The organism is Nocardioides sp. Z40_12 (assembly GCF_058215795.1).
Genome location: NZ_JBZAJA010000001.1, coordinates 67,562 through 87,434, shown reverse-complemented (window position 1 = coordinate 87,434; position 19,873 = coordinate 67,562). Strand labels below are relative to the sequence as shown.

The window sequence follows — 19,873 nt, the reverse complement described above, 5'->3', positions numbered from 1 at the left end:
CGAGAATCGCACCTTTGGGGGATGTCGGCGGCCCCGGACGCTAGCGCACGACGCGGGTGACCACCCGGAACCGCTGGTCGTCGTCGACCGGCCGGCCGCCGCACGACCACGGGCCCGAGGTCCCGCACCTGCGGAACCTGGTCGAGGCGTTGGCGAGCACCAGCACCACCCGGTGCACCCGACCCCGGTTCAGGCTGACGGTCCGGGCGCCCGACCCGGAGCGGCCCAGCTTGACGTCGAGCCTGCGGGTGGTGCCGTCCTTGCCGAAGACCAGGAGCCGGGCCACCGGGGCCGCGGGAGCGCCCCGCCGGGCTGTCACCTCCACCCGGAGGCGGCGGCGCGGGGCGAGGCCGGACCCGGCCCGGATCCCGACGGTGTGGGCGGCGAGGTGGGGGACCTTGGCGGTGAGCCGCCGGGTGCTCCGTCCAGGAGTCATCCGCACCTTGGCGGCCAGCGGGGCCGCGCGGTAGGCGCGCCCCTCCTCGTAGTGACGCCGGGGTCGCAGGTTGGCCTCCACGAAGCGGGCGTAGAACCTGCCCCACCTGACCCCGCGGGAGGAGAGGTGGTTCCGGATGCCCTGGACGGCGTACTCGTCCGGGGCCCCCACCGAGGCGTCGAGGCGCTCCCACACCCGGCGCACCACGTCGGGGCCCTGGGTCTGGCTCAGGTGCTGGACGAAGATCCAGTTGCCGTACATCGCCAGGTCCGAGGTGAAGGAGTCGAGCGGCGTCCTGGGGCGGCCGAGCTGGCCGGACCGGAGGAACTGCCGGTTGTCGTTGATCTCGTCGGCGAGCTGCTCCTCGATCCAGGTGGCCGACGCCTCCATCCACCACTGGTCCTCGCGCACGTCGATGTTGAACTGGATGGCGTGGAAGAACTCGTGGACGGCCGTCACCGCGAGGCTGCTGGCGGGGTTGGCGGAGAAGCCGGCCATGTCGTTGTCCAGGACGCAGTAGGACTGGGCGCGACCCGGCTGGCCGGGGACCCGCTCCTCGGGGACGCAGTAGCCGTAGAGGCCCTGGGCGGAGATGTTGGCCAGGTAGACGTCGAAGCGGGCGTCGCCCCCCGCGGTGCCGTCCGGGGCGGGAGCGCGGAAGCCCATCTCGTCGACCTGCCGGCTCCAGGCCTCCTCGAAGGTGGCGAGGGTCTGGGCCGCCCACTGCTCGGTGGCCCGGTCCGGGGTGGTGGTGACGTAGGTCACGCAGACCCGTGCCGCGCACTGCTGGGTGGTGGCCGCCGCCGGGTCGTAGGAGGCGTAGGAGTCCTTGTGGGGGGTGGTCGGCCGGGCGAGGAGTGCGTCGGCGGCCCGGCGCTCCTCCCGACCCATCCCCGGGCGGGCGAGGTAGAGGTCCCGCAGCGCCATGGTGGCCTCCGGCTCCGCTGCCGGCTCCGTTGCCGGCTCCGCGTCGGGAGTGCCCGGCACGGGGGTGGGCCCGTCGCCGCCCAGTGCTGCCTGGGCGGCCGCCAGCTCCGGCGAGACCGGCTCCGGCGACCCGGGCTCCGACGACCTGGGCTCCGACGACCCGGACGGGACCGTGCCGGGCGGCTGCGGGTCGGCGAGGACAGGAGTCGCCAGGGACCCTGTCAGCAGGAGTGCCAGGGCAGCCGTGAGGGCGGCGGCGGTTCGTCGCAAGGGGTCCCCTCGTGGGTGTGAGTGCTGCACACAGGCTACGTGTGGACCCCTGGTGGAGCGGCCGAGCCCTACAGGTCGGCGATGTGCTCGATGATGGCGGTCGTCGAGATGGCCGGCGTCCGGGGGAGGTAGACGACCTTGCAGATGTCGCCGAGGTCGTCGAACCTGCCCGCCCAGTCGTCGCCCATCACCAGGACGTCGGCCGAGTGCTCGAGCACGTAGTCGCGCTTGAGCTCCAGGCTCTCCTCGACGAAGACCTCGTCGACGACCCGGAGCGCGGAGACGATGGCCAGCCGCTCGGCCTGGCTGAAGACCGGCACCCGGCCCTTCTTGCGCTCGTTGAGGGCGTCCGCGGAGACCCCGACCACCAGGCGGTCGCCCAACGCGGCCGCGCGCTCCAGCACCCGGAGGTGCCCGACGTGGAACACGTCGAATGTGCCGAAGGTGATGACGGTGTGGGGCATGGGCGGCATTGTGGCACGCACAGGAGAGGATGGGTGCGATGAACGAGACAGCACAGGAACCTGGCCCGTCCCGACCCCTGACGATCCTCACCCCCGCACCCGAGGCCGACGAGCAACGGCGGCGGGGTCTGCGGCGGATGCGCACGGTCGCGGTCTCGCTGCTGGTCGCGGCCGCAGTGGTCTACCTGGCGACGCTCGGCCAGGACGGGTTCCTGGGCTTCGTCAACGCCGGCGCGGAGGCCTCGATGGTCGGGGCGATCGCCGACTGGTTCGCGGTCACCGCCCTCTTCAAGCACCCCCTCGGCATCCCGGTGCCGCACACCGCGCTGATCCCCCGGCGCAAGGACGAGCTCGGCCGGAGCCTGGAGGAGTTCGTCGGGGAGAACTTCCTCCAGGAGGAGATCATCCGGGAGCGGGTCGCGCACGCGGACGTCTCGCGGCGGATGGGGGAGTGGCTGGGCGACCCGGCCAACGCCCGCCGGGTGGTCGACGAGGCGGCCGACGTCACGGCGATCGGCCTCGCCAAGGTGACCGACGAGCACGTGGCCGACATGGTCACCGAGGTGCTCGTCCCGCGGTTCCGTGACGAGCCCGCCGCCCCGCTGGTCGGCGCGCTGCTGGCCGAGGTGGTCCAGGACGGTACCCACCGTGGGCTCGTCGACCTGGTCATCGAGGAGCTGCACCGCTGGCTGGTGCGCAACCCGGAGACCTTCACCGAGGTGCTGGCCGAGCGGGCCCCCTGGTGGACGCCGCCGCGGCTCAACGAGGCCGTCACCCACCGGGTGCACACCGAGGCGGTCCGCTGGCTGGAGGACATCCGCGACGACCCGCAGCACCACGCCCGGGGCGCGCTCGACTCGATGCTCTCCCAGCTGGCGCAGGACCTGCTCACCGACGCCGCCACCCAGGAGCGCGCCGAGCGCCTGAAGAACCGTCTCCTGGACCACCCCCAGGTCAGCGCGACCGCCGTCTCGCTGTGGAAGTCGCTGCGCCGGGCCTTCCTCGGCTCGCTCGACGACCCGCAGGGGGCCGTGCGCGAGCGCGCCCTGGCCGAGCTGACGGCGTTCTCCGCGCGCCTGCAGAGCGACGCCGGGCTGCGCGAGCGGCTGGACCGCGGTGCCGCCGACCTGGTGGTCTTCGCCGTCGGGCGCTACGGCGCCGAGATCACCGCGGTGATCACCCACACCATCGAGCGGTGGGACGGCAAGGAGGCGGCGCGGCGGATCGAGCTCCACGTGGGACGCGACCTGCAGTTCATCCGCATCAACGGCACGCTGGTCGGCGGCCTGGTGGGCGTGCTGATCCACACCGCGAGCGTGCTGCTGGGTCACTGACCCGCGTGGTCTGGGACGATGTGACCATGACCGACCAGCCGATGGACGTGCCGATCCGCGACGAGTCGATCAGGCTGGGCCAGTTCCTCAAGCACGCCAACCTGGTCGACCACGGCTCCGAGGCCAAGCCGCTGCTGGCCGGGGGCCACGTCCGGGTCAACGGCGAGGTCGAGGTGCGCCGGGGTCGCCAGCTGGTGGTCGGCGACGTGGTGACCGTCGTCGCCCACGACGGTCCCGGGGGCGGCCCAGGAGACGGCCCAGGAGACGGCCCAGGGCAGGCCGTCCGGGTCGCCACGGGAGACGTGACGGACGACCTGCCCTGGTGAGACGCCGGCGCGGTGCCGCGTCGGCTCAGCGGACCTCGAGGAGGTCCACCACGAAGATGAGCGTCTCGCCGGGAGCGATGGCTCCCGGGGCGCCCCGGTCGCCGTAGCCCAGGTGCGGCGGGATGACCAGGCGGCGGCGCCCGCCGACCTTCATCCCCTGGACGCCCTGGTCCCACCCGGAGATGACCTGGCCGATGCCGAGCCGGAACTGCAGGGGGGTGCCTCGGTTGTAGGAGGCGTCGAACTCCTCGCCGGTGGAGTGGGCGACCCCGACGTAGTGGACCGAGACCGTGTTGCCGGAGGCGGCCTCGGGGCCGTCACCGACCACCAGGTCGGTGACCTCCAGGTCGGCGGGTGCGTCGCCCATGTGCGGGTCGACCTCGGGCTTCTCCATGGATGTGCCTTGCCTCTCCTGTCGGCCCTGGGCCGACGGTGACGGCCGAGCGGTCGCTCAGCTCTGTTGGACGTAGCTGTCGAGCTGGTCTCTCTCGAACTCCAGCTCTTCGATCCGATTCTTCACCACGTCCCCGATGCTGATGATGCCGACCAGTCGTCCGCCGTCGAGGACGGGCACGTGGCGGATGCGTCGCTCGGTCATCACGGCCATCAGGTCGTCGACCGAGTGGCTGCCGTCGCAGGTGTGCACGTCGGTGGTCATCAGCGACCCGACGGGCTGCTCGAGCGCGCCGGCGTCCTGGTGGAGGCGGCGGACCACGTCCCGCTCGCTGACGATGCCGTCCAGGGAACCGCCGTCGCGGCTCACCACGAGGGCGCCCACGTTGTGCTCGGCCAGCAGCCCGAGCAGCTCACGGACGGTCGCGTCCGGGGAGACGGTGATGACCTCCTGGATCGACTTGCCCTTGAGAACCTCGTTGATGCGCATCGTGACCTCCGTGGCGGCCTGGCGGCGGACTGTTGGCCGCCCAGGGTAGTGGTCCGGGGGGTCGCTGAACAGGTCTGCGGCGCGGATCAGGGCTGGGGACGCCGGCGCAGCTCGTGCACCGACCCCGGCCCCGGACGCCGTGCGTCCGGGTCGCTCTCGTCGTCCGGGGAGGCGCCCAGGAAGGCGAGCGCCGCCTCGTGCAGGTGGCCGTTGGAGGCCAGGGCGTTGCCGCCGAACGGGCCGTCCTCACCGGCGAGGGAGGTGAACCGCCCGCCCGCCTCCCGGACGATGATGTCGAGCGCCGCCATGTCGTAGAGCTCCAGCTCGGGCTCCGCGGCGAGGTCGACCGCCCCCTCGGCGAGCAGCATGTAGGACCAGAAGTCACCGTAGGCACGGGTGCGCCAGCAGCGCCGGGAGAGGGCGAGGAAGTCGTCGAGCCGGTCGCGGTCCTCCCAGCCCGACAGTGAGCTGTAGGAGAGCGAGGCGTCCTCGAGCCGGCGTACGTCGGAGACCTCGCACCTGGTCGCCTTGAGCAGCGACCGGCCGGTCCAGGCGCCGGCGCCCTTCGAGGCCCACCAGCGGCGGGAGAGCTGCGGGGCGGAGACCACGCCCAGCACGACCTCCTCGTCCACCACCAGGGCGATGAGGGTGGCCCACACCGGCACGCCGCGGACGAAGTTCTTGGTGCCGTCGATGGGGTCGACCACCCAGCGTCGCTGGCTGTGGCCGGTGGAGCCCTGCTCCTCGCCCAGCACCGCGTCGCGCGAGCGCACCCGCGAGAGCGTGCGACGGATCCCCTCCTCGACGCCGCGGTCGGCGTCGGTGACCGGCGTGAGGTCCGGCTTGCTCATCACGTGCAGGTCCAGCGACTTGAAGCGCGCGACCGTCAGGGAGTCCGCGTCGTCGGCCAGCAGGTGGGCCAGCCGGAGGTCGTCGGTGTAGTCGGGGGAGCCGTGTCCGTGGATGGGCATGGGGACAGGCTATTCCCCCTCGGCTCCGGCGCCGCGCGGCTCACTCCCCGAGACTGCCCTCGCGGGCCGCGAGCAGCCTGCGGAAGGAGTCGACCCGCTCCGGGTCGGCCTCCCCGGTGCGCATCGCCTCGTCCAGCCCGCACTCGGGCTCGCCCGAGCCGTGGCTGCAGCCACGGGGGCAGCCCTCGGTCATCTCCTCGAGGTCCGGGAACGCCTCGATCAGGCGGGCCGGGTCGACGTGGGCCAGGCCGAAGGAGCGGATGCCGGGGGTGTCGATGATCCAGCCGTCGCCGTGGGGGAGCGGCAGCAGGTAGGCCGAGGTGGAGGTGTGCCGGCCCCGCCCGGTGACGGCGTTGACGTGGCCGACCTCGCGGTGCGCCTCCGGGACCAGGGCGTTGACCAGCGTGGACTTGCCGACCCCGCTGTGGCCCACCAGGACGCTGGTCCGCCCCCGGAGCCGCTCGCGCACCTGCGTCAGGTCGTCGCCGCGCGAGGTGACCACCCACGGCACCCCCAGCGAGCGGTAGGTGGAGAGCAGCACCTCGGGGTCGGCCAGGTCGGCCTTGGTCAGGCAGAGCAGCGGGCTCATGCCGGCGTCGTACGCCGCGACGAGGGCGCGGTCGATCAGCCGGGGCCGCGGCTCGGGATCGGCCAGCGCGGCGACCACCACCAGTTGGTCGGCGTTGCTCACGATGACCCGCTCGACGGGGTCGTCGTCGTCGGCGGTGCGGCGCAGGGTGGTGGTGCGGGGGGTGACCTCCACGATGCGCGCCAGGGAGCCGTCGCGCCCGGAGACGTCTCCCACGACGCGGACCCGGTCGCCGACCACCACGCCCTTGCGCCCCAGCGGCCGGGACTTCATCGCGGTGACCACCCGGCCGTCGATCAGCAGGGTGAAGCGGCCCCGGTCGACGGTGATCACCACCGCGTCCACGGCGTCGTCGTAGGTGGGGCGCTCCTTGGTCCGCGGGCGGGTCCGGCGCCGCGGACGCTCGTAGTGCTCGTGGTCGGTCTCGTCGTAGCGCCGGTTGCTCACCTGGTCGTCCCTCGTACGGCTGACGGCACGGGGACGCCCAGGGGGCTCCGCACAGGGATCGGCAGGGGGGTCACCACTGGGACGCCCAGAACGCGGCGAAGTCCGGGAACGTCTTGCTGGTGGTGGCCACGTCCTCCACCAGCACGCCGTCGACCGCCGCCCCGAGGATCACCCCGGCGTGGGCCATCCGGTGGTCGGCATAGGTGTGGAAGACCCCGCCGTGCAGCGGCGCCGGCTCCAGGGAGAGCCCGTCCTCGCGCTCGGTGACCCGGGCGCCCAGGCCGGTCAGCTCGGTGGCCAGGGCGGCGATGCGGTCGGTCTCGTGGCCGCGGATGTGGGCGATGCCGCGCAGGTGGGACGGCGAGTCGGCCAGGGCGCAGAGCGCCGCGACCGCCGGCGCCAGCTCGCCGACGTCGTGCAGGTCCAGGTCGACGCCCGAGAGGCTCTCGGGGCCCACGACCTCCAGGCCCTCGTCGGTCCAGGCGACGCGGCAGCCCATCAGCGCCAGGACCTCCCGGAGCGCGTCACCTGCCTGGGTGGTCTCCCGGGGCCAGTCCCGGACCACCACCCGGCCGCCCGAGACGGCCGCCAGGGCCAGGAACGGTGCGGCGTTGGAGAGGTCGGGCTCGATGGTGTGGTCGACCGCGCGGATCGGTCCCGGGGCGACCGCCCAGCGGTCGGCGTCGCTGTCGTCGACCTGCACGCCGTGGCGGCGCAGCATGTCGAGGGTCATCTCGATGTGGGGCAGGGACGGCACGGGCTTGCCCTGGTGGACCACGTCGACGCCCTGGTCGTAGCGGGCTCCGGCGAGCAGGAGTGCGGAGACGAACTGGGAGGAGCCCGACGCGTCGAGCAGCACCCGCCCGCCGCGGACCCGCCCGGTGCCCTGCACGGAGAAGGGCAGCGAGCCGCGACCCCCGTCGTCGAGCTCGACGCCCAGCCCGCGCAGCGCGCCGATCACTTCCCCGACCGGGCGCGACCTCATGTGCGGGTCGCCGTCGAAGGTCGTCGGGCCGGCGGCCAGCGCCGCGACCGGCGGCACGAACCGCATGACCGTGCCGGCCAGGCCGCAGTCGACGTGGCCCCCGCCCCGCAGGGTCGCGGGGGTGACGACCCAGTCCGGGCCCGAGGAGTCGATGCCGGTCCCGAGAGCGCGCAGGGCGCCGGCCATCAGCATGGTGTCGCGCGAGGACAGCGCCCGCCTGATCACGCTGGGCCCGTCGGCGAGCGCGGCGAGCACGAGCGCCCGGTTGGTGAGCGACTTGCTGCCCGGCAGCGACACCGTCACGTCGACCGGCCCGCGCGCGCGGGGCGCCGGCCAGGGATCCTGCTCGAGGGCTGGTGCGGAGGTCACGAGGTCACCCTAGTGGCGGTCCTGGTCCGGGGTCCGCCTCTAGGGTGGGGGACATGTGCGGTCGCTACGCCTCGAGCCGACGCCCCGAGGACCTGGTGGAGGAGTTCGAGGTGGTCTCGCCCCAGGTCCGGGCCCCCCTCCCCGCGGACTACAACGTCGCGCCCACCAAGGAGGTGTACGCGGTGCTGGAGCGTCCGCCCCGGCCCTCCGGGTCCGGGGGGACGACGCCGGTCGAGCGGCAGCTGCGGGTGCTCACCTGGGGCCTGGTGCCGTCCTGGGCCAAGGACCCCGCGATCGGCAGCCGGATGATCAACGCCCGGGTCGAGACCGTCACCGAGAAGCCGGCCTTCCGCAAGGCCTTCGCGGCCCGCCGCTGCCTGCTGCCGGCCGACGGCTACTACGAGTGGTACCCGACGTCGCGGCTGACCAAGGCGGGCCGGCCCGCCAAGCAGCCCTTCTTCATCCGGCCCCGCGACCACGGGCTGCTGGCGATGGCCGGCCTCTACGAGATCTGGCGCGACCCGGACCGGGCCGACGACGACCCGGACCGCTTCCGGTGGACCTGCACCGTGCTGACCACCCAGGCCGAGGACGACCTGGGCCACATCCACGACCGGATGCCCCTGATGGTCGACCGGGGGCGGTGGGCCGACTGGCTGGACCCGACCCTGGAGGGCGCCGACCGGCTGGCGCTGCTCACTCCCGCCGCCCCGGGCCGGCTCGAGGCCTACCCGGTCCCGACGCTGGTCAGCAACGTGCGCAACAACGGCCCCGAGCTGGTGGAGCCGCTGCCCCTGGAGGAGATCGGCCCCGACGTGGTCGACGAGATCGTCTCGAGGCAGACGCGATGAGCGCCGTCGAACGGCTCGTCGACACCCCCGCGGGCGAGGCACGGCTGGTCACCCACCGCTCGCGCCGGCCGCTGGCCACGCTGCTGCTCAGCCACGGGGCGGGCGGCGGGATCGAGGCGCCCGACCTCCAGGCGCTGGCCGCGGCCCTGCCCCCGGCCGGCGTGACCGTGGTGCTGCTGGAGCAGCCGTGGCGGCGCGCGGGCCGTCGGATCGCGGGTCCGCCCCCGACGCTGGACACCGCCCTGCAGGCCGCGTCGGACCGGCTTCGGGTGCGCACCCCGCTGGTGGTCGGGGGCCGCTCGGCCGGCGCCCGCTCCGCCGCCCGGACCGCCCGCCGGCTCGGCGCCTCCGGGGTGCTCGCGCTCTCCTTCCCGCTCCACCCGCCGGGTCGGCCGGAGCGCTCCCGGCTCGACGAGCTGCTGGGTGCCGGCCTGCCCACCCTGGTCGTCCAGGGGGAGCGGGACTCCTTCGGCCGGCCCGAGGAGTTCCCCGACAGCGTCGACCTGTGCGTCGTCCCGGGTGGGGACCACTCCTTCAAGGTGCCGGCCCGCGGGCCGGTGACCGGCGAGGAGGCGCTCGACATCGTCGTGGAGGCGACCCTGGGCTGGATCGTGCGCGAGGTCGCCGGGAATGGAGGCGGGTGACGCGATGTTGACGACGACGTGCTCGCAACAGTCCCGGAGTCAGACGTCCCGCTAGTGTGGGACCCGATGAACGACTCCCTCACCGAAGAGACCGACGCGCAGCGTTCCGCGCGCTTCGAGCGCGACGCTCTGCAGCACCTGGACCAGCTCTACTCGGCCGCCATGCGGATGACGCGCAACCCCGCCGACGCCGAGGACCTGGTGCAGGAGACCTACGCGAAGGCGTTCGCCTCCTTCCACCAGTTCAAGCCGGGGACCAACCTCAAGGCGTGGCTCTACCGGATCCTGACCAACACCTTCATCAACACCTACCGCAAGAAGCAGCGGCAGCCGCAGCAGTCCATGGCCGAGGACGTGGAGGACTGGCAGCTCGCGCGCGCCGAGTCCCACACCTCGGGCGGGCTGAAGTCCGCGGAGACCGAGGCGCTGGAGCGTCTCCCCGACTCCCAGGTGAAGGTCGCCCTGCAGCGGCTCCCCGAGGAGTTCCGGATGGCGGTCTACCTGGCCGACGTCGAGGGGTTCCCCTACAAGGAGATCGCCGAGATCATGGGGACGCCGATCGGGACGGTGATGTCGCGTCTGCACCGGGGACGCCGCCAGCTTCGCGACATGCTCGCCGACTACGTCGCCGAGAACGACCTGTTGTCTGCGGGCAAGACGGGGAAGGGGAAGGACTCATGAGCCACGAGCACGGCGAGGACTGCGCCGACTACCTCGAGCGGATCGTCTACTTCCTCGACAACGAGCTCGACGACGCCGACTGCGCCGCGGTGCAGCAGCACCTCGACGAGTGCGGCCCCTGTCTGAGCCGCTACGACCTCCAGCGCACCGTGAAGACCGTGGTGGCGCGCTCCTGCCGCGAGCAGGCCCCCTCCGCGCTCCGCGCGCGGGTCCTGAGCCAGATCCGCGAGGTCCAGGTCCGTCTCAGCGAGGGCTGAGGCCCTCCTCGCCCGGCAGCCCGGGCAGCGCCCGGCGCCCCCGGGAAGCAGCGAACCCCCGGCCGGTGGCTGGGGGTTCGATGTCTTCCACGCCAGGCGTGGAGGGAGCTGGTGCGCTCAGGCGTTGGGGCGCTTGCCGTGGTTCGCGCCCTTCTTCTTGCGAGCGCGGCGCTTGCGGCCGGTCTTGCCCATGGTGTCCTCCTGCGGTCGGGTCGACCCTGCGAACAGCGAAGGGCCGAGTGTCAGTCTCTCAAACCTCACCCCGGCGGCGAAATCCGGGCCATGAAGCGGTCGCCGTCCACCACCGCCCGGGTCACCTCCCCGGAACCCACGAGCTTCCCGGGCCGCCCCTGGGCCACGTGGCGGGCGGAGACCGCGAAGCGGTGCAGTCGCCCGTCGGCGTAGACGCCGGTGGCGACCACCTCGACCTCCTGGCCCACCGGGCTGGGCGCGAGGTGCTCCACCTGGACCCGGGTGCCGACGCTGGTCGAGCCCGCGGCGAGTCCGGCCTCCAGAGCGGCGCAGGTGGCCGCCTCGAACCAGGCCAGCAGCCGCGGGGTGCCGAGGACAGGCAGGGTCCCGCTGCCGACGGCGGCCGCGGTGTCGTCCTCGGTCACGGTGAACCGCAGGGTCGTCGCTGGGGCCTCGGTCATGGGAGCTCCTTGGTGAAGGCGATCAGGTCGATACCGGGGGCCGGCGCCCAGTCCCGGTCCGGGGCCCGACGGTAGCCGAGCCGGTGGTAGAGGCGGTGGGCAGCCGTCATCTCGCTCAGGGAGGAGAGCACCATGGCCGTGGCGCCGTGCGCGCGAGCCTGCCGCTCGCACACCCGCACGAGCCCCCCGCCCACGCCCCGGCCGCGTGCGGCCCGGTCGACGGCGAGCATCGGAACTCGCCCTCCTCGCCCCCGCCCAGCTCCCGCATGGCCGAGCCGGGCGGGCGAGCCTCACCTGCACCGCGGTCGCCTCAGATGCCGAACGTGTTTCGCGGGTAGGCCGCGTCCACGTCGGTGATGACGTTGACCAGGTAGGGCACCCCGGAGGCGTAGGCGCGGTCCAGGGCCGGCCCGATCTCCTTCGGGTCGGTCACCGTCTCGCCGGCGCCGCCCAGGGCCTTGACCACGCCGTCGTAGGCGGTGCGGTGCCCCAGGTCGGCCACCACGTCGTAGCCGTAGAGCATCTGCATGGGCCCCTTCTCCAGACCCCACGCGGAGTTGTTGCCCATCACCATCACCACCGGCAGGTTGTGGCGCACCAGGGTGTCGACGTCCATCAGCGAGAAGCCGGCGGCGCCGTCGCCGAGCAGCAGCGTCACCTGGGCCGAGGGGCGCGCGAGGCGCGCGCCGATCGCGGCACCGAGGCCGGCACCGAGGCAGCCGTAGGGACCCGGGTCCAGCCACCCGCCCGGGCGCTTGGGCTCCACGAACTTGCCGGCGAAGCTGACGAAGTCCCCGCCGTCCCCGATCACCACGGAGTCGTCTGCCAGCCGGGGCACCAGCTCGCCGTAGATGCGCGCCGGGTGGATCGGGTCGGCCTCGGCGGTGAGCAGCACCCGGTCGCGCTCCGCGGTGGCGGCCACCGTGGACTGCAGGTCGGAGACCCACGAGGACCAGTCCGGGCGGCGGGAGGAGCGCTCGAGCCCGGCGGCGAGGCCGTCGAGCACCAGCGTCAGGTCGCCGCTGACGGAGTCGGCGAGGTCCGCGTGCCCGGAGAGCTGCCCGGGGGAGTCGGCGACGTGCACCACCCGGGCGGCGGGGGCGCCGTCCTTGCCGCCGAAGACGCCGTACCCGAGCCGGAAGTCCAGCGGGGTCCCGACGACCACGACGACGTCGGCGTTGCCGAGCGCCTGGCCCCGCGCCTTCGTGACCAGCAGGGGGTGGCCGCCGGGCACCAGGCCGCGGCCCATGCCGTTGGTCAGCGTCGGGATCCCGGCGGACTCGACGAGGCGCAGGGCCGCCTCCTCGGCCCGGTCGGCCCAGACGTCGGTGCCCAGCACCAGCACCGGCCGGGAGGCCTCGGCGAGCAGCCGCGCGATCCGCTGCACGGCGTCCGGGTCGGGCTCGACCGCGGCGCTCGCGGCGCCGGTCGGCAGCGGGCCCGAGGCGCTGTTGAAGAACTCGTCCATCGGCACGTCGACGAAGACCGGGCCGCGGTGCGAGCTGCCGGCCACCCGGAACGCCTCGTCCATCCCGCCCAGCACGTCGCCGGCGGTGGGCAGGGTGCGCGCGAGCTTGGCGACCGGCGCGATGATCGGCGGCTGGTCGAGCTCCTGGAGGCTTCCGGTGCCCCAGCGGTTGGCGGGCGCACGGCCCCCGACCACGACCATGGGCGACCCGGCGAACTGAGCCTGGGCGATCGCGCTGATCCCGTTGGTCACGCCAGGGCCGGCGGTGAGCACCGCCAGGCCGGGGGTCCGGGTCAGCTTGCCGGTCGCCTCGGCCGCGAACGCCGCGGTCTGCTCGTGGCGCACGTCGAGCAGCCGCATCGGCGGATCGGCCTTGACGGCGCCGTCGTACATCGGGAACACGTGTGCCCCGGAGAGGGTGAACATCGTCTCGACGCCGTGGGCCCGGGCTGCGGCCACGGCCAGCTCGCCTGCGTGCCCGGAGATCTCTTCGTTGGTCATGTGACCGAGGTTACTCACACGTAGGGCCCGGCGTGGTCGCCCCCCGGTAGCCCGCGGGATCCGGATGGGCGGCTCAGAGCAGGTGCTCGGCGTTGGTGCTGCGCAGCGCGTCCACCACGACCAGCAGGAGGTCGGACCGGCCGGGGGGCGGGTCGGGGGCGAGCAGGAGCTGGAGGTGCAGCGCCCGGAGGAACGCCTGGCACGTGGCGGAGCGGACGAGCGGGTCCTCGTCGGGACCGGTCCCGCGGCCGACGCCGTGCGGGGAGGCGTGCACGGCGATCCGGGTGATCCAGGGCTCGATCACCTGCGCGGGGACCAGGTCGCGGCGCAGGATCGTCAGGGTGGCCCGGGCCAGGCGGTCCGGGGCCCCGTCGGCCATCAGCTCGCGGGTCTCCACCAGCCGGTCGGCGACGACGTCCAGCAGGACGGTCTGCTCCAGGGAGCCCAGGTGCGGCGAGCCCGCCAGGGAGCCGAGGGCGTCGGCCCCGTGGGCGACCGCCCGCGCCCACCCCTTGCCGGGGACCCAGCCGCGCAGGTCGCGCTCGCGGACCAGCCAGGTCGCCAGCCGGTCGCCCCAGCGCAGCACCTGGTCGGCGGTCAGGAGCCTCTCCGTGCTGTCCCGGTCCAGGATGCGGGCGAGCACCCGGACCGACCAGCTGCGGCGGAAGACCGAGTCGGTCCCGGCCTCGCCCAGCCCGACCTCCAGGCCGGTGGCCATGCCGTCGCCGAGCCCGGCGAGCAGGTCGTCGTAGACCCCGCGGGCCAGCCACGTGGTCAGCGCCGGGTAGGCGATGCCGTCGCGCTGCTCGGGGTCGGGGGAGCCCAGCATCGTGGTGAGCTCCGCGGTCAGGTCGTCCAACGGGCGGTCGGTCGGCACGCTCAGCCCGTCCGCAACCACCTCGCGCCAGTACCCCCTCGACATGGCTCCATCCTGCCAGCCCGTCCGGTGCCCGTCCGATGTCCGGGCACGGCGCGCCTGGCCCGCCCGGGGGCCTAGGCTGACTCGGTGCCTTCGCTGACCGAACTGGTGCGCGCCCACACCGACCTCGACGCCGACGACGTCACCTGGCTCTCGCTGCTGATGGCCGACTGGCAGATCATCGCCGACCTCTCCTTCGCCGACCTGGTGCTCTGGCTGCCCGACCGGGAGGGCCGGGGGTTCTGGGCCGGCGGGCAGATTCGGCCCACCACCGGACCCACGGCGCTGGTCGACGACGTCGTCGGCACCTTCGTCCCGGCCGGGCGGCGGCGGATGCTGGACATGGCCCTGGAGCAGGGGCGGCTGGTCCGCGAGGGCGACCCGGAGTGGCGCGACGACGTCCCGGTGCGGGTCGAGACGATCCCGGTGCGCCGCGCCGAGCGGGTGATCGCGGTGATCGCCCGCAACACCAACCTGCTCGGGGTCAGGACCCCGAGCCGGCTGGAGCTGGCCTACCTGGAGACCGCCTCGGACCTGACCCAGATGATCGCGCGGGGCCACTTCCCGCACACCGGCCAGCGCAGCGACGACGTGGACGCCCCGCGCGTCGGGGACGGGTTCCTCCGGGTCGACGCCTCCGGCCGGGTGACCTACGCCAGCCCCAACGCGTTGTCGGTCTACCGGCGGCTCGGCCTGACCGGCGACCTCGCCGGCGTGGTGCTGGCCGACCTCACCCGCAGCCTGGTGCCGCCGCGCCGCCGGCCGGACGAGGAGATCATCAGCGCGGTCCTGGGAGGGCGGGCCCACCGGGACACCGAGCTCGTCACCGACCACGTGTCGGTGGTGGTGCGCGCGGTGCCGCTACGCCCGCGCGGGGAGCACATCGGCGCGTTGGTCCTGCTGCGCGACGTCACCGACCTGCGCCGCCGCGAGCGCGAGCTGGTCACCAAGGACGCCACCATCCGCGAGATCCACCACCGGGTGAAGAACAACCTGCAGACGGTCGCGGCCCTGCTGCGCCTGCAGGCCCGCCGGATCGAGCAGCCCGAGGCCCGCTCCGCGCTCGAGGAGGCGGTACGCCGGGTCGGCTCGATCGCCATCGTCCACGAGACGCTGAGCCAGGCGGTGGAGGAGAGCGTCGACTTCGACGAGATCGCGGACCGGCTGGGGCGGATGGTGACCGACGTGAGCGTGGCCGGCGAGCGGGTGCGGGTGGAGCGCCGGGGGTCCTTCGGCGCTCTGGCCTCGGAGGTGGCGACGCCGTTGGCGATGGTGCTCACCGAGGTGCTCCAGAACGCGGTCGAGCACGGCTACGGCGAGGACGACGCCGCCGAGGGGGTCATCGCGGTGGAGGCCCGCGCCGGCGTGGGGCGGTTGCACCTGGTGGTCTCCGACGACGGCCGGGGCCTGCCCCCGGGCTTCGACCTGGACTTCTCCACCAACCTGGGGCTCTCGATCGTGCGCACCCTGGTGGAATCCGAGCTGGGGGGACAGCTCACGATCGGCCCCGGGCGGGACCGCGGGACCCGGGTGGTCGTCGACGTCCCGGTCGACGTGTTCCCGGCCGGGTGAGCCCCGGGCGCGGGCGGTCGCTCAGGCGGTGCGCACGCGGGCGCGGGCGTTGCGCCGCTTGAGGGCGCGTCGCTCGTCCTCGCTGAGGCCGCCCCAGACGCCGTGGTCCTGGCCGGCCTCGAGCGCCCACGCCAGGCACTGCTCGCGGACCTCGCACCGCCGGCACACCTGCTTGGCCTCCTCGATCTGGAGGATCGCCGGGCCCGTGTTGCCGATCGGGAAGAACAGCTCGGGGTCCTCGTCGAGGCAGGCAGAGCGGTGGCGCCAATCCATGGCTGAGGGTTCCTCATTCCTTGGGTTCGGGGGTTGCGACGAATCGAGAGTCTTCAAGTCGCGGGGGGCAAAAGGGCTCGGGGCTGCACGGCAAGGAACGCCGTGGCAAGCGCGCCTCCAAGACTCGCAAGAGATCTGCCGTCGCACAACCCTTTGCCGACGTCACATCGGTCACAACTACAGTGAACAGGGTGAAGAACTTCCTTCCACCGCCACTCCCGCTCGTGCTCGCCCTGCTGCTCGTCGGCCTCGAGGCCGTGGTGATGCTGGCGCTCGCCGTGCTTGAGCTGCTCTCCCTGGACACCGGTCGCCTGGTCATGGGGCTGACCACCACCGTCTTCTTCGCCGGGTACGGCGTCGGGCTGCTGGCCTGCGCCCGGGGCACCTGGCGTCGCGAGACCTGGGGACGCAGCCCCCTGGTGCTCGCCCAGCTCATCCAGCTGGGGGTGGCGTGGAGCTGGTTCGCCGGGAACCCGGTGCTCGCCGCAGCGCTGGCCGTGGTGGCGCTCGCCGTGCTCGCCGGGACGTTCCACCCCGCCAGCCTCCGCGCCCTGGACCCCGACGCCGAGCAGGACGCCGAGCGCCGGGTCTGACGAGGACCCGACGAGGGCCCGAGGAACTGCGTCAGTCCGACTCGAGCGAGGCGCGCAGCTGGTCCAGGGTCCGGCTGAGCAGGCGCGAGACGTGCATCTGGGAGACCCCGATCTCGGTGGCGATCTGGGACTGGGTCATGTTCTTGAAGAAGCGGAGCAGGAGGATCTTCTTCTCCCGGGCTCCCAGGCCCTCCAGCAAGGGCTTGATCGACTCGCGGATCTCGACGTGCTCCAGGTTGGTGTCGTCGACGCCCAGGGCGTCGAGGATCGAGGGCCCCTCGTCGTGGTCGTCGCCCGCGTCGAGCGAGAGCGTCGCGTAGGCGTTGGAGGACTCGATCCCCTCCACGATCTCCTCGACGGAGCAGCCGATCGCCTCGGCCAGCTCGCGGGGCGTGGGGGAGCGGCCGAGGGACTGGCTGAGCTCGCCGGTGGTGGAGGCGATCTGCATCCGCAGCTCCTGCAGCCGCCGCGGCACCCGGATGGCCCATCCCTTGTCCCGGAAGTGCCGCTTGATCTCGCCGATGATGGTGGGGGTGGCATAGGTGGAGAACTCCACGCCGCGGTCTGTCTCGAACCGGTCGATCGCCTTGAGCAACCCGATGGTGCCGACCTGGACGAGGTCCTCGAAGGGCTCGCCCCGGTTGCGGAAGCGGCGTGCGCAGTGCTCGACGAGGGCCAGGTGCAGGTGGACCAGCTCGTCGCGGGAGACGACGGCGAGCGCCGAGGCCGGCTCGGCGGCGCGCAGCTGGACGAAGAGCTCCGCGCTGCGTCGACGCGTCAGCTCGAGAGCTGTCGGCTGCACCGCGTCGGAGTCCCCGATCTCCACGGCCATCTCAGATGTCGGCCTCGCCTATGCTCGAGGCCATCGAGAGCCGCACGGTGAGCAGGTCGTCCTGGGTGAGGATCTTGGTCTCGCCGGCCAGGGTGCTGAGCACCTGCCAGGCGAAGGAGTCGGTGTCCGACTCCGGGGGGTTGTCGCACTGGACCGAGAGCTCGATCGCCATCGAGTGCGGCTCGAGGTAGAACCGGCAGGTCAGGTCCGAGGCTTCGTCGGCCTCCGGCAGCACCATCGCGCTGGCCTCGCCCACCGCGATCCGGAGATCCTCGATGTCGTCGAGGGTGAAGTCGAGCCGGGCGGCGAGCCCGGCGGTGGTGGTGCGCAGCACGGAGGCGAAGGCGCCGTCGGCGGGCAGCCTGAGCTCGACATCGGCCTTGCGAGCGGCACTGCTGTCACTCATCGTCGTAATACCGTCCTCGATCGTCGAACCTGCACAGACCTTAGTGGGGCGGCCCGTCCGGAGGACGAGCCGCCCCACAAGTGGTCTGAACCGGGTCAGGCCTTCTTGGTCTCCCAGAAGATGTCCGCGATCTCGTCGATCTTGGACAGCAGCTGGTCCGCCTTGTCCGCGTCGAGCTCGCCCTTGGTGCCGGACGCGCCGGCCAGCTTGGTCGCCTCGTTGATGAGGCTGTGCAGCTGCGGGTACTTCTCGAAGTGCGGGGGCTTGAAGTAGTCGGTCCACAGCACCCACAGGTGGTGCTTGACCAGCTCGGAGCGCTGCTCCTTGATCAGGATGGCGCGGGTGCGGAAGTCCGGGTCGGCGTTGTCGGCGACCTTGGCGATGATCTGCTTGATCGACTCGGCCTCGATGCGAGCCTGTGCCGGGTCGTAGACGCCGCAGGGCAGGTCGCAGTGCGCCGAGGCATCGACGGTGGGGGCGATGAAGCGGGAGAACATCAAACGTTCCTCTCGGTCGTGCTCAGTGGTGCAGCAGTCGTGATGGTTGACTGCGACACTACTCGCGTGAGCGGTGCCGGTCAGTGGGGTGGTACCCCGTCGGGACGGGGTCATGCGGTCGGCCTGGCCCGGGTGCGTGGCGCCTCGATGCTTCCCCTGCTGCGACCGGGCGACCGGCTCGTGGTCAGGTACGGCGTCGTGCCGCGGCCGGGCGACCTGGTGCTGGCCACGCTCGCCGACGGCACCCTGGTGGTGAAGCGGGCGCACTCGCGCCGCTCCCTGCGCGACGGCTCTCCCGGGTGGTGGCTGCTCAGCGAGGACCCCGCCGTCGGCGTCGACTCCCGCCACCGGGGGCCGGTGGCCGACGCCGCCGTGCACGCCGTGGTGCTGGCCCGGGCCTGGCCCCGTCCCCGCTGGTGGCGCCGGCCTCGCCAGGGCCAGGCCTGAGCGGCGTGTGAGGCCGTCCGGGAGGGACCTGGCGGACACGGTCATCGATGCCCGGAGGGTCCGTGGAAGAATCGGCGCCATGGTTGACACACCCGATCCGGCCCACCCGTTCCTCGGCGATCCGGTGTTCGACCTCCACGTAGGCGGCAAGCTGGAGACGGTCTCGACCGTCGAGCTCGACGGCCCCGACGCGCTCGCCCTGGCCTACACCCCCGGGGTGGCTCGCGTCTGCGAGGCGATCGCCGAGGATCCCACCATGACCCAGCACTACACCTGGGTCCCCAACACCGTGGCCGTCGTCACCGACGGCACCGCGGTCCTCGGACTCGGCGACATCGGCCCCGGCGCGGCGATGCCCGTGATGGAGGGCAAGGCGGTCCTGTTCAAGCAGTTCGGCGGCGTCGACGCGGTGCCGATCGCGCTGGCGACCACCGACGTGGAGGAGATCATCGAGACCGTGGCCCGGCTCGCGCCGAGCTTCGGCGGGATCAACCTCGAGGACATCTCGGCCCCCCGCTGCTTCGAGATCGAGGACCGTCTCAAGGAGCTCCTGGACATCCCGGTGTTCCACGACGACCAGCACGGCACGGCGGTGGTGGCGCTGGCCGCGCTGACCAACGCGCTCCGCCTCACCGGCCGGACCCCCGCCAAGACCCGGGTGGTGATCTCGGGCGCCGGCGCGGCTGGCGTCGCGGTCGCCCGGATCCTGCTGGAGGCCGGCCTGGAGGACCTGGCCATCGTGGACCGGCAGGGCGTGCTCAACTCCCAGCGTGCCGACCTGACCCCGGTCAAGGCGGCGTTGGCCCGCGACACCGCCGACCGTGTCGGGCGCAGCGGCACCCTCGCGGAGGTGATGCGCGGAGCCGACGTCTACATCGGTGTCTCCGGCGGCACCGTGCCCGAGGAGGTGGTGGCCACCATGGCCGACGACGCCATCATCTTCGGTCTCGCCAACCCGCACCCCGAGGTCCACCCGGAGGTCGCCCACCGGCACGCGAGGGTCGTGGCCACCGGCCGCTCGGACTTCCCCAACCAGATCAACAACGTGCTCGCCTTCCCCGGCATCTTCCGGGGCGCCTTCGACGTGCACGCCACAGCGATCACCGAGGGCATGAAGCTGGCCGCCGCCGAGGCGCTGGCGGGGCTGGTCGGCGACGACCTCGCCGCCGACTTCGTGATCCCGTCGCCCTTCGACCCTCGGGTGGGGCCGGCCGTCTCGGCCGCGGTGGCCGCTGCCGCCCGCCGCGACGGAGTCGCCCGGCGCTGAGCCTCGACCCC

At 73.2% G+C, this 19,873-nt stretch carries 26 protein-coding genes; 10 read left to right on the top strand and 16 right to left on the bottom strand.

Going from position 1 to position 19,873, the window contains the following annotated elements:
* Window positions 1-40: 40 nt before the first annotated feature.
* Window positions 41-1,633, bottom strand: coding sequence for an MXAN_6640 family putative metalloprotease (locus tag AC4BG9_RS00445; protein WP_490569112.1), 1,593 nt, complete (start codon window positions 1,631-1,633; stop codon window positions 41-43).
* Between the two features lie 68 nt (window positions 1,634-1,701).
* Complete coding sequence (locus AC4BG9_RS00440) at window positions 1,702-2,097, bottom strand: FAD synthase family protein (RefSeq protein ID WP_490569111.1); 396 nt, start codon at window positions 2,095-2,097, stop codon at window positions 1,702-1,704.
* A gap of 38 nt (window positions 2,098-2,135) precedes the next feature.
* Here AC4BG9_RS00440 and AC4BG9_RS00435 point away from each other — a divergent pair, with 38 nt between their 5' ends.
* Window positions 2,136-3,431 carry a DUF445 domain-containing protein gene (locus AC4BG9_RS00435; RefSeq protein WP_490569110.1) on the top strand — a complete coding sequence of 432 codons (1,296 nt, stop codon included), beginning with the start codon at window positions 2,136-2,138 and terminating at the stop codon, window positions 3,429-3,431.
* A gap of 26 nt (window positions 3,432-3,457) precedes the next feature.
* Window positions 3,458-3,757: an RNA-binding S4 domain-containing protein gene (locus AC4BG9_RS00430; RefSeq protein ID WP_490569109.1), complete on the top strand. Its 300-nt coding sequence runs from the start codon at window positions 3,458-3,460 to the stop codon at window positions 3,755-3,757.
* A gap of 25 nt (window positions 3,758-3,782) precedes the next feature.
* On the opposite strand, the gene AC4BG9_RS00425 is transcribed toward AC4BG9_RS00430, so the two are convergent.
* The 5 genes from AC4BG9_RS00425 to aroA form a co-directional block, all read right to left on the bottom strand.
* Window positions 3,783-4,151: an FKBP-type peptidyl-prolyl cis-trans isomerase gene (locus AC4BG9_RS00425; protein ID WP_490569108.1), complete on the bottom strand. Its 369-nt coding sequence runs from the start codon at window positions 4,149-4,151 to the stop codon at window positions 3,783-3,785.
* Window positions 4,152-4,208: 57 nt separating this feature from the next.
* The gene (locus AC4BG9_RS00420; protein WP_490569107.1) at window positions 4,209-4,640 is read right to left on the bottom strand and encodes a CBS domain-containing protein; all 432 of its coding nucleotides are present in this window, start codon (window positions 4,638-4,640) and stop codon (window positions 4,209-4,211) included.
* Window positions 4,641-4,726: 86 nt separating this feature from the next.
* Window positions 4,727-5,611, bottom strand: coding sequence for a histidinol-phosphatase (hisN, locus tag AC4BG9_RS00415; RefSeq protein ID WP_490569106.1), 885 nt, complete (start codon window positions 5,609-5,611; stop codon window positions 4,727-4,729).
* A gap of 40 nt (window positions 5,612-5,651) precedes the next feature.
* Window positions 5,652-6,647: a ribosome small subunit-dependent GTPase A gene (gene rsgA / locus AC4BG9_RS00410; protein WP_490569105.1), complete on the bottom strand. Its 996-nt coding sequence runs from the start codon at window positions 6,645-6,647 to the stop codon at window positions 5,652-5,654.
* Window positions 6,648-6,717: 70 nt separating this feature from the next.
* Window positions 6,718-8,001, bottom strand: a complete 1,284-nt coding sequence (gene aroA / locus AC4BG9_RS00405; protein WP_490569104.1) for a 3-phosphoshikimate 1-carboxyvinyltransferase — start codon at window positions 7,999-8,001, stop codon at window positions 6,718-6,720.
* Window positions 8,002-8,054: 53 nt separating this feature from the next.
* Here aroA and AC4BG9_RS00400 point away from each other — a divergent pair, with 53 nt between their 5' ends.
* From AC4BG9_RS00400 to rsrA, 4 genes are all read left to right on the top strand, one after another.
* On the top strand, window positions 8,055-8,852 hold the full coding sequence (locus AC4BG9_RS00400) for an SOS response-associated peptidase (RefSeq protein WP_490569103.1): 798 nt from the start codon (window positions 8,055-8,057) through the stop codon (window positions 8,850-8,852).
* Entirely contained in the window at window positions 8,849-9,496 is a 648-nt protein-coding gene (locus AC4BG9_RS00395; RefSeq protein ID WP_490569102.1) for an alpha/beta hydrolase family protein, read from the top strand. Before AC4BG9_RS00400 ends, AC4BG9_RS00395 begins: the two co-directional genes overlap by 4 nt.
* A gap of 66 nt (window positions 9,497-9,562) precedes the next feature.
* On the top strand, window positions 9,563-10,177 hold the full coding sequence (locus AC4BG9_RS00390; RefSeq protein ID WP_490569101.1) for a sigma-70 family RNA polymerase sigma factor: 615 nt from the start codon (window positions 9,563-9,565) through the stop codon (window positions 10,175-10,177).
* Entirely contained in the window at window positions 10,174-10,434 is a 261-nt protein-coding gene (rsrA, locus tag AC4BG9_RS00385; protein WP_490569100.1) for a mycothiol system anti-sigma-R factor, read from the top strand. Before AC4BG9_RS00390 ends, rsrA begins: the two co-directional genes overlap by 4 nt.
* Window positions 10,435-10,551: 117 nt before the next feature.
* Here rsrA and AC4BG9_RS00380 read toward each other — a convergent pair whose 3' ends face one another.
* The 5 genes from AC4BG9_RS00380 to AC4BG9_RS00360 all read right to left on the bottom strand — a co-directional run bounded on the left by AC4BG9_RS00380 (window position 10,552) and on the right by AC4BG9_RS00360 (window position 13,978).
* Complete coding sequence (locus AC4BG9_RS00380; protein WP_369759046.1) at window positions 10,552-10,626, bottom strand: 50S ribosomal protein bL37; 75 nt, start codon at window positions 10,624-10,626, stop codon at window positions 10,552-10,554.
* A gap of 65 nt (window positions 10,627-10,691) precedes the next feature.
* Window positions 10,692-11,087, bottom strand: a complete 396-nt coding sequence (locus tag AC4BG9_RS00375; RefSeq protein WP_490569099.1) for a thioesterase family protein — start codon at window positions 11,085-11,087, stop codon at window positions 10,692-10,694.
* A complete protein-coding gene (locus AC4BG9_RS00370) occupies window positions 11,084-11,317 on the bottom strand; it encodes a GNAT family N-acetyltransferase (RefSeq protein WP_490569098.1) in 234 nt (77 codons plus the stop codon). Before AC4BG9_RS00370 ends, AC4BG9_RS00375 begins: the two co-directional genes overlap by 4 nt.
* 80 nt (window positions 11,318-11,397) lie before the next feature.
* Window positions 11,398-13,056, bottom strand: a complete 1,659-nt coding sequence (locus AC4BG9_RS00365; protein ID WP_490569097.1) for an acetolactate synthase — start codon at window positions 13,054-13,056, stop codon at window positions 11,398-11,400.
* A 73-nt stretch (window positions 13,057-13,129) separates the two neighbouring features.
* A complete protein-coding gene (locus AC4BG9_RS00360) occupies window positions 13,130-13,978 on the bottom strand; it encodes a DUF2785 domain-containing protein (RefSeq protein WP_490569096.1) in 849 nt (282 codons plus the stop codon).
* An 84-nt stretch (window positions 13,979-14,062) separates the two neighbouring features.
* On the opposite strand from AC4BG9_RS00360, the gene AC4BG9_RS00355 reads away from it, so the two are divergent.
* Window positions 14,063-15,547: a sensor histidine kinase gene (locus AC4BG9_RS00355; protein WP_490569095.1), complete on the top strand. Its 1,485-nt coding sequence runs from the start codon at window positions 14,063-14,065 to the stop codon at window positions 15,545-15,547.
* Between the two features lie 21 nt (window positions 15,548-15,568).
* On the opposite strand, the gene AC4BG9_RS00350 is transcribed toward AC4BG9_RS00355, so the two are convergent.
* Window positions 15,569-15,820: a WhiB family transcriptional regulator gene (locus AC4BG9_RS00350; protein ID WP_011755173.1), complete on the bottom strand. Its 252-nt coding sequence runs from the start codon at window positions 15,818-15,820 to the stop codon at window positions 15,569-15,571.
* 191 nt (window positions 15,821-16,011) lie between these two features.
* On the opposite strand from AC4BG9_RS00350, the gene AC4BG9_RS00345 reads away from it, so the two are divergent.
* The gene (locus AC4BG9_RS00345) at window positions 16,012-16,413 is read left to right on the top strand and encodes a hypothetical protein (RefSeq protein WP_490569094.1); all 402 of its coding nucleotides are present in this window, start codon (window positions 16,012-16,014) and stop codon (window positions 16,411-16,413) included.
* Window positions 16,414-16,444: 31 nt separating this feature from the next.
* On the opposite strand, the gene AC4BG9_RS00340 is transcribed toward AC4BG9_RS00345, so the two are convergent.
* From AC4BG9_RS00340 to sodN, 3 genes are all read right to left on the bottom strand, one after another.
* Entirely contained in the window at window positions 16,445-17,245 is an 801-nt protein-coding gene (locus AC4BG9_RS00340; protein ID WP_490569093.1) for an RNA polymerase sigma factor SigF, read from the bottom strand.
* Between the two features lies 1 nt (window position 17,246).
* Window positions 17,247-17,651 (bottom strand): ATP-binding protein, encoded by a 405-nt coding sequence (locus AC4BG9_RS00335; protein ID WP_490569092.1) that lies wholly within the window; start codon window positions 17,649-17,651, stop codon window positions 17,247-17,249.
* A gap of 95 nt (window positions 17,652-17,746) precedes the next feature.
* A complete protein-coding gene (gene sodN, locus AC4BG9_RS00330; protein ID WP_490569091.1) occupies window positions 17,747-18,148 on the bottom strand; it encodes a superoxide dismutase, Ni in 402 nt (133 codons plus the stop codon).
* A 66-nt stretch (window positions 18,149-18,214) separates the two neighbouring features.
* Here sodN and AC4BG9_RS00325 point away from each other — a divergent pair, with 66 nt between their 5' ends.
* On the top strand, window positions 18,215-18,595 hold the full coding sequence (locus tag AC4BG9_RS00325; RefSeq protein WP_490569090.1) for a S24 family peptidase: 381 nt from the start codon (window positions 18,215-18,217) through the stop codon (window positions 18,593-18,595).
* A gap of 79 nt (window positions 18,596-18,674) precedes the next feature.
* Entirely contained in the window at window positions 18,675-19,862 is a 1,188-nt protein-coding gene (locus tag AC4BG9_RS00320; RefSeq protein ID WP_490569089.1) for an NAD(P)-dependent malic enzyme, read from the top strand.
* Window positions 19,863-19,873: the final 11 nt, after the last annotated feature.